This window comes from Streptomyces hainanensis (assembly GCF_004348415.1).
In the GTDB taxonomy this organism is placed as follows: Bacteria; Actinomycetota; Actinomycetes; order Streptomycetales; family Streptomycetaceae; genus Streptomyces; species Streptomyces hainanensis.
Window position 1 is genome coordinate 1 of record NZ_SMKI01000368.1, and the last position, 8,084, is coordinate 8,084.

Below are 8,084 nucleotides of genomic sequence, written 5' to 3' on the forward strand. Positions count from 1 at the left end.
GGTCGCGTCGACGTATCCGGAGCGGGCCAAGACCCGGAACGCGCGGCGGGACGCCGCCGTGTCGCTCGTGGTGCTGTCGGACGAGTGGAACGGGCTGGTCACGGCGTGGCTCCTCACGGGCGGGGGATCGGTGTCGTCACCAGGATGATCGCCGGTTCGGTCCCGGTCCGGTCCCGGTCCCGGTCAGTCGTCGATGGTGGAGGGGGGCGTGCCGAGCTCGGCCAGGGCGGTCCACAGGGCCTCGGGGACCGACGTCGTCCGCATCCGCTCCAGGTCGGCGATCCGTCGCGAGGCGTTGACGCCGACGACGGTGGAGTGGACGAGCGGGTTACGCAGGGAGAAGTGCAGCGCCGCCACGGGCAGGTCGACGCCGTGGGCCTGGCAGGTCAGGCGGGCGCGTTCGATCCAGGCCAGGAGGTCGGGCGGGCTGTCGCGGTAGGCGTAGCGCGTGGTGCGTCCCGCGAGCAGGCCGCCGCCGAACGGGGCCGCGTTGAACACGCCCATGCCGCGCTCCGTCGCCTCGGCGATCAACGGCTCGGCGCTGCGGTCGACCAGGGTGTAGCGGTTGTGGGTGAGGAGGGCGTCGAACGCGCCGCTGCGCACGTACCGCGTCATCAGGGAGAGGGGTCCGGCGGCGATGCCGATGGCCGCCACCAGCCCCTGTTCCCTCAGTTCGCGCAGGCCCTGCACGGCGCCGCCGGGGGCCAACGCCTCGTCGGCGGTCACCGTGTACGGGTCGTGCAGGTGCAGGACGGGCAACCGGGACAGGCCGAGCCGCGCGGTGCTCTCCTCGAAGGAGCGCCACACCCGGTCGCGGTCGAGCGCGCCGGTCTCGGGGTCGGCGTCGACCTTGGTGATCACCGACCGGCCCCGGCCGAGGCCGTTGGCCCGCAGCTCCCGGCCGAGGACGGTCTCGCTGCGCCCCTGGGCGTAGTTGTTGGAGGTGTCCACGGCGGCGTAGGGCCCGCCGAGCAGGGCGCTGGCGAGTTCGTCGGCGGCCGGGGCGGGGGCCCCGTCCGGCGTGGGCGGGTTTCCCAGGAACGAGGTGCCCAGGGTGATCGGACTGACCTGGATGCCGCAGTCGGCGAGCGGCCGCTCGCCGACGAGGGGCGTGGCGCCGCTCACCGGGGGCTGCTCAGCACGGCGACGCCGGCCACCGGGAGGGTCAGGGACTCGCCCTCGGCGTGTTCCCTCCCGGTGAGCAGGTCGTGGCCGGCGCGTTCGAGCTGGATCATGACGGGCCCTTCTGTGTGGTTGAGGAGGAAGAGGTAGCGGCGGTCGTCGGAGAGCCGCTCGGCGACCTCCACGCCGGCGGGTGCGGGGTGGACGGCGGACACGCCCGCCTGGTCCGCCACGGTCCTCAGCAGGTGCGCGAAGGAGTCGTCGTCCAGCCGGGTGCCCAGGTACACCACCCGGCCCCCACCGAGGCGATGATCCAGGATCGCCGGCCGACCCGCCAGGAATCCCGAGGTGTAGGTGGCGAGCGGCACCGCCGACTCGGCGACGAGGTCGTCCTGCCAGTCGGTCGCCGTGGCGGACCACTCGCCGGTCGCGCCGGGCCCGCTCGCCCCGGGCCCGGTGTCGCCGAGCCCCCTCACGCCGACCCGGTCGTCGTCGGCCAGCGGGGACATGTCGAGCACCTGGCCCCCGATGATGTCCCGCAGCCCGCCAGGGTAGCCGTCGGGGTGTACCCGGTCGTGTTCGTCGACGATCCCGGAGAAGTAGGAGATCACGACGTGCCCGCCCGCTTCGACGTGGGCCCGGAGGGCGTCGCGCTGCGCGGCGGTGATCAGGTACTGGTTCGGCACGACCAGCAGCCGGTAGCCGGCCAGGTCCTCGTCCGGGGACACCACGTCGACGCCCAGCCGCAGGTCGCGCAGCGCCCGGTACTGCCGGGTGACGACCTCGCGGTAGCTGAAGTCGTTGCGGGGGTGGTAACAGCCCTCCACCGCCCACCAGTTCTCCCAGTCCCACACGACGGCGACCCGGGCGGCGCCGGTGGTGCCGGCGACGGGGCGCATCTTCGGGAGCTCGTTGCCCAGGTCACGCACCTCCTGCCAGGAGCGGGCCCGCTGCCCGGAGTGGGGCAGCATCGCGGAGTGGAACTTCTCCTGTCCGTAGCGGGAGGCGCGCCACTGGAAGAACATCACGGCGTCGGCCCCGTGGGCGATCGCCTGGTAGGACCACAGCCGCATCCGCCCCGGCCGCTTGACCAGGTTCAGCGGCCACTGGCTGACGCCGGCGGCGGCCTGCTCCATCAGCATCCAGGGCCGGCCGCCTCCGATGCCGCGCATGAGGTCGTACTGGAACGAGGCGTCCGAGACCGTGTGCGGCCGGGCGGGGTCGGGGTACGAGTCGTAGGCGACGACGTCCAGTTCGCGGGCCCAGCGCCGGTAGTCGAGGCTGGGGTGGAACTGCAGGAAGTTCGTGGTCACCGGGATGTCGGGGGTGATCGACCGCAGCAGGTCGCGCTCGTCGGTCACCAGGCCCAACAGGAGTTCCGAGCCGAACCGCTTGAAGTCGACCTCGCGGGCCGGGTTCGTCCGGCCGCGCACGGGCCGGGGAAGGTGTACCTGGCTCCAGTCGCCGTAGCGCTGGCTCCAGAACAGCGTTCCCCAACGGTTGTTCAGCTCCTCCAACGAGCCGTAGCGCTCCTGGAGCCAGCCGCGGAACAGGCCGTCGCACCGGTCGCAGCAGCACTCGTAGCCGTACTCGTTGCCGACGTGCCACATGGCGAGCGCCCGGTGGTCGGCGTACCGCTCGGCCAGGCGGCGCGCGATCCGCAGGGCGCGGTCCCGGTACTCGGGCGACGAGGGGCAGAAGTGGCCGCGGCCGCCGACGGCGATCCGGGTGCCGTCCCGCTCGACGGGCAGGCTGTCCGGGTGGTCGTGCGCCAGCCAGGGCGGCGGCGCGGCGTTGGGGGTCGCCAGGTTCACGGCGATCCCGTTCTCACCGAGCAGGTCCATCACCTCGTCGAGCCAGCCGAAGGTGAACGTGCCGTCGGACGGCTCCAGGGCGGACCAGGCGAACACCCCGAGGGACACGAGCGTGACGCCGGCCTCCCGCATCAGGCGTACGTCCTCCCGCCAGACGTCGGGCGACCACTGTTCGGGGTTGTAGTCCCCGCCGAACACGATGCCCGGCAGGCGGTCGCGGAATCCGCTCATGAGGTGGGGGGCTGCTGGCATCGCTCGTGCGTCTCCTCGGTCGGACGGCGGCATCCTCTCGGGTGAATCGTTTCATACCGAGCCGGGACGCGGGGACGCAGCGGACGCTTCGAAGGAGCGGGCCTGCCCGTCCGTTCGCGGCCGCCATGTCCCCGGATCTCCGACCGGTGTGGACGCCGCCCGCCCGCTCAGCGGTCGATGGCGGCCATGTTGCCCTCGTCGAAACGCTCGCCGGCGGCCGACGGCAGGTCGTCGAGCCTGGCGATCTGGTCGTCGGTGAGGTCGAGGCCGTCGACGGCGGTGTTCTCCTCCACCCGGGCGACCCGCTTCGTGCCCGGGATGGGGGCGATGTCGTCGCCCCGCGCGAGGAGCCAGGCCAGGGCGACCTGGGCGGGCGTGGCCCCGACCTCGGCGGCGACGGCCCGGACCTCGTCGACGATGCGCAGATTGCGTCCGAGGTTGCCGCCGGTGAAGCGCGGATTGGTGCGACGCCAGTCGTCGGCGTCCAGGCCGTCCAGGGAGCGGATGTTCCCGGTGAGGAAGCCGTGGCCGAGCGGCGAGTACGGCACGAAGCCGATGCCCAGTTCGCGCACCACCGGCAGGATCTCGGCCTCGGGGTCGCGGCTCCACAGCGAGTACTCGGTCTGCACCGCGGCCACCGGATGAACGGCGTGCGCCCGGCGGATCGTCTTCGGGCTCGCCTCCGACAGGCCGATGTGGCGCACCTTCCCCTCGGCCACCAACTCGGCCAGCGCGCCCACGGTCTCCTCGATGGGCGTGTCGGGGGCCACCCGGTGCTGGTAGTACAGGTCGATGTGGTCGGTCCCGAGCCGCCGCAGCGAACCCTCCACGGCGAGCCGGATGTTGGCCGGGGTGCTGTCGGGCTCCGGGCGGCCGGTGTGCGAGAGGAGGCCGAACTTGGTGGCCAGCACGACCCGGTCCCGGCGTCCCCTGACGGCGCGCCCCACCAACTCCTCGTTGGTGTAGGGGCCGTAGAGCTCCGCGGTGTCGATGTGGGTGACCCCGAGCTCCAGGGCGCGGTGGATCGTCCGGATCGACTCGGCCTCCTCCCGGCCGGCACCGCTGTAGAACGCCGACATGCCCATGGCTCCGAGGCCGATGCGCGAGACCTCGAGCCCGCCGAGCGAGATGGTCCTCATCCTGCTGTTCTCCTTCTGTTTCTTCGAGCTGTTGTCTTCGAACTGTTGTCTTCGAGGCCGTCGTGCGGTGTTCGCCCGGACATCGCTCGCCGGCGGGGTTCTGTACCGAGGGGTACCATTCAGGACATGGGTGGTTCCCGGAACGCCGTCCTCGGTCGGCCCAGAGGATTCGACGTCGACGAGGCGCTGGAGCGCGCCATGCGGGTCTTCTGGGAGCGGGGGTACGAGGGGGCGAGCCTCTCCGATCTGACCGACGCCATGGGGATCACCAAGACGAGCATGTACGCGGCCTTCGGCAACAAGGAGCAGCTGTTCCGCAAGGCCCTGGCGCGCTACACCGAGGGGCCGGCGTCCTACGCTTCGCGCGCCCTGGAGGAGCCGACGGCACGCGGGGTGGCCGAGGCGCTCCTCCAGGGGGCGGTTCGCACCACGACCCTTCCCGAACGCCCCTCCGGATGCCTGGGGGTGCAGGGCGCGCTGGCGGCGAGCGAGGGAGGTCGCGCCGCGCACGACGTGCTCGTCGGCTGGCGGAACGACGCGGGCCACCGCCTCCAGGAGCGATTCCGGCGGGCCGTCGACGAGGGCGACCTCCCGCGCGACACCGACCCGGTGCGGCTCGCCCGCTACCTCGCGACGGTGGGGTTCGGCATCGCCGTCCAGGCGGCCAGCGGCCTCGGCCGCGAGGAGCTCCAGGACATCGCCGACACGGCGCTGCGCGGCTGGCCGCACGCCTGACGCGCCCGAAGCGCCCGGCGGCCGCCGGACCACCACGACGACGGGCCGGCCCGAATCATCCGAGGAACGCGGTGAGTTCGCGCACGATGTCGTCGGGGCGTTCCTCGGCGAGGTAGTGCCCGGCCCCCGCCAGTTCGACGAGGCGCACGTCCGTCGCCCTCCCCTCCAACTGCGCGAGGACCAGCTGGTAGTAGATGCCGCCGAGGGCCAACAGGGGCATGGTCAGCACCGGGTAGTCCTCCAGGTCCTCGATGTCCTGCCCGAAGGTCTGGTACCAACCGTTGGCGGCCCGGATCGCGTCGGGCGTGTCGTAGGCGGCGGCGTAGCGGGCCCTGGCCTCCTCGCCGAAGGCCTCGGGGGTGGTGGCCTGGTAGTCGATCAGCCAGTCGACGACGTACCGGAACCGGCCTTCGAGGAGCTGCCCCGGCAGCCCGTCGAGCTGGTTGAACGCGAACCACCAGGGGGCCGGTTGGCCCGGTTGGGGCAGCATGCGGAGTTCGTTGAATATCTCGGTGGGGTGCCCGGTCTCCCACAGGGCGATCCTCCGGGTCGCCTCGGGATGGTTGGCGGCGAAGCTGAAGGCCACCTGCGACCCGATGTCCTCCCCCGCGACGTCGACCCGCTCGTAGCCGAGGAAGCGGACCAGCTCGCGGATGTCCCGGGCCATGGTCTTCTTGTCGTACCCACTCTGGGGCTTGGCGGAGTCGCCCATGCCGCGCAGGTCCACGGCGATCACCCGGCGGTGCTCCGCCAGCGGCGGCATGATCCCGCGGAACTGGTACCAGGTGCGCGGCCACCCGGGCAGCAGCACCAGGGGGTCGCCCTCGCCGCCGACGACGTAGTGCAGCCGAACGCCGTTGACCTCGGCGAACTCGCTGGTGAAACCTTCCATTGCCGGAGCCCCTCAGATCCTGGTTTCCCGGGGAGGGGGTGTCGCCCGCGCCACGCGGCCGAGCCCCCTCCTACTTCAGCACCGATCGGTACTGAAGTAACGGTAACACTTCTGAACCGACTGGGACAGAAGGCGGGTTGGGCGCGGGCCGGAGAGCGGGCGGTCACTCCCCCGAGAGGATGATCACGATGAACAGGACGCAGACGGCGATGTTGATCAGCCAGCTGTGCGTGTTCATCCACTCCCGCACCCTGGGCATCGCCGTGGCGGCGCGGTGGCGGAAGAGCAGCAGCGCGAGCAGCGGCAGCGCCGCGATCAGCACGGTCAGCGCCCAGAACGGCAGCGCGGCCACCGGGCTGGCGTGCGTCTGCCGCAGGTGCACCCCCACGGTCAGCATGACGATCAGGTCGGACGGCATCAGCGCGATCACCAGCAGCCCGGTGCGGAAGGCCCGGACCGGTCCGGCGTCCATCAACGCGCCCAGCCACCTCGGCGGCTCGGCCGTCTCCCGTCCCCGCCAGTTCCGCAACGCGAGCACCACCAGGGCCGCCACCAGGACGTACTTGACGATGTTGCCGGTCGAGCCCCTGTCCGACTCGCTGCCCAGCCCGACCGCGCCGCCGAAGGCGGCCGCGACGCCGAACATCGCCGTCACCCCCACCGCCACGGCGATCGCCACGCCGGCCAGGAACGCGAGCGACACCCGCACGGCGCGCGGGGTCGTCACCAGGATGACCGAGGAGACGAACTGCGGGCCGGCCATCATCGTCACGGCCAGCGGGAGAACCGGGATGTCCATGGCAACGGGGTTACCGGAGCGACGGCCGTCCCACCAGGACGCTTAGGCCGGCTGGCCGCACGGAATCCCCTGGCCGGGCCGGCCGGGAAGCCACCGCGGTCGGGACCGGGGCGCGTCGCCGCGGCGCCGGCGGCACGGCCGTCATCGCCCCCCGGGCGGGGGCGGGCGAGCCGCCCTTCGCGGTGGGACGTGGCGTCCGGGCCGGCCCCGGCGCCCGCTGGGCGACGGGGGAGGTCTCGCGTGCCGCCGGAAGGCCAACCCCCGCTGTGGTGACGGGGGTTGATCACACGCCCCGGCGCCCGGAGGATAAGCCCATGACCTCAGGTGGCCCGGTGCCCTCACCCGCTGTCGCACGGGACGTCGGCGAGTTCGTCGCGGCGATGCGCACGTTGAAGGAGCGCTCCGGCCTCTCCCTGCGGCAGCTCGGGGAACGCGCCGAGGCGCGGGGCGACATCCTGCCCCGCAGCACCCTCGCCGATGTCCTGAACCGGTCCACGCTGCCGCGCCCCGACGTCCTCGCGGCGTTCGTCCGCGCCTGCGGCGGTGACGAGGGCGACGTGCGGGAGTGGCTGGCCGCCAGGGACCGGGTCGCCGCCCCGCCCCCGCCGGAGGCGGACGGAGCCGGAACCCCCCGGCGCCGCCGCGGGCTCGTCCCGGCGTCGATCGGGCTCGGGCTCGCGGTGCTGCTGGCGGCCGGTACGTGGGCCCTGTGGCCGGACGGCGAGCCGGCGTCGGACCCCGGCACGCCCACCCTGCCCTTCCCGGACGGCGAGGTGGAGATCCGCCCGGCGCACGCCCCCGACCTGTGCCTCACCGAGGGCCGCCAGCGCAGCGGCCGTTACGGCTCCGCCGTCGCCGTCGAGGGGCCCTGCGACGCGGCGGACGGCCCGCGCACCCTCCTGCGGGCCGTCGGCGTGGACGACTGGTACTTCGTGGAGTGGGACAAGCCCTCCGAGGGACGCGGTTGCCTCAGCCTGATGGCCGAAGGCCCGGCCGCCGGCCTCCTCGAACCGGTGAACGCGGTCAACTGCGGCGCCGGCCGGCCCGAGCAGCACTTCCGGCTGGAGCCGGTGACCCCGCCCGCCGGTTCGGAGGGACCCGCCTACCTCCTGCGGAACGAGCAGAGCGACCAGTGCCTGGCCGTCGCGGACGATGCCGAGGCCGCCGGGGCGGAAGCGATCCAGGGACCCTGCACCGGCGACTCCGCGCGGGGGTTCCTCATCAACGCCGTTTCCTGACCGGCTCGTTCCGCACGGCGGGCCGCGACCCCCGCTGATCCTCGACACCGGCTCCCGCCGACGCCGTTCGTCGACACCGGCCCCCGCCACGGC

General features: G+C 73.1%; 7 protein-coding genes and 1 pseudogene. 3 read left to right on the forward strand and 5 right to left on the reverse strand.

What is annotated here, in order from left to right:
* Positions 1–94 (forward strand): annotated as a pseudogene (locus tag E1283_RS39050) (PPOX class F420-dependent oxidoreductase); the annotation flags it as partial.
* 89 nt (positions 95–183) lie between these two features.
* Here E1283_RS39050 and E1283_RS27095 read toward each other — a convergent pair.
* From E1283_RS27095 to E1283_RS27105, 3 genes are all read right to left on the reverse strand, one after another.
* A complete protein-coding gene (locus tag E1283_RS27095) occupies positions 184–1,125 on the reverse strand; it encodes an aldo/keto reductase (protein ID WP_243745133.1) in 942 nt (313 codons plus the stop codon).
* Positions 1,122–3,188: a beta-galactosidase gene (locus E1283_RS27100; protein WP_165956256.1), complete on the reverse strand. Its 2,067-nt coding sequence runs from the start codon at positions 3,186–3,188 to the stop codon at positions 1,122–1,124. Before E1283_RS27100 ends, E1283_RS27095 begins: the two co-directional genes overlap by 4 nt.
* A gap of 167 nt (positions 3,189–3,355) precedes the next feature.
* Positions 3,356–4,327, reverse strand: a complete 972-nt coding sequence (locus tag E1283_RS27105; RefSeq protein ID WP_132820786.1) for an aldo/keto reductase — start codon at positions 4,325–4,327, stop codon at positions 3,356–3,358.
* Positions 4,328–4,453: 126 nt separating this feature from the next.
* Between E1283_RS27105 and E1283_RS27110 the strand changes: the two genes are divergently transcribed.
* Positions 4,454–5,062 (forward strand): TetR/AcrR family transcriptional regulator, encoded by a 609-nt coding sequence (locus E1283_RS27110; RefSeq protein WP_132820787.1) that lies wholly within the window; start codon positions 4,454–4,456, stop codon positions 5,060–5,062.
* A gap of 55 nt (positions 5,063–5,117) precedes the next feature.
* Here E1283_RS27110 and E1283_RS27115 read toward each other — a convergent pair whose 3' ends face one another.
* The gene (locus tag E1283_RS27115) at positions 5,118–5,954 is read right to left on the reverse strand and encodes an alpha/beta fold hydrolase (RefSeq protein WP_132820788.1); all 837 of its coding nucleotides are present in this window, start codon (positions 5,952–5,954) and stop codon (positions 5,118–5,120) included.
* A 163-nt stretch (positions 5,955–6,117) separates the two neighbouring features.
* Positions 6,118–6,753 carry a GAP family protein gene (locus tag E1283_RS27120; protein ID WP_132820789.1) on the reverse strand — a complete coding sequence of 212 codons (636 nt, stop codon included), beginning with the start codon at positions 6,751–6,753 and terminating at the stop codon, positions 6,118–6,120.
* Positions 6,754–7,067: 314 nt separating this feature from the next.
* Here E1283_RS27120 and E1283_RS27125 point away from each other — a divergent pair, with 314 nt between their 5' ends.
* A complete protein-coding gene (locus tag E1283_RS27125) occupies positions 7,068–7,991 on the forward strand; it encodes a helix-turn-helix domain-containing protein (protein ID WP_132820790.1) in 924 nt (307 codons plus the stop codon).
* The last annotated feature ends 93 nt before the right edge of the window (positions 7,992–8,084 follow it).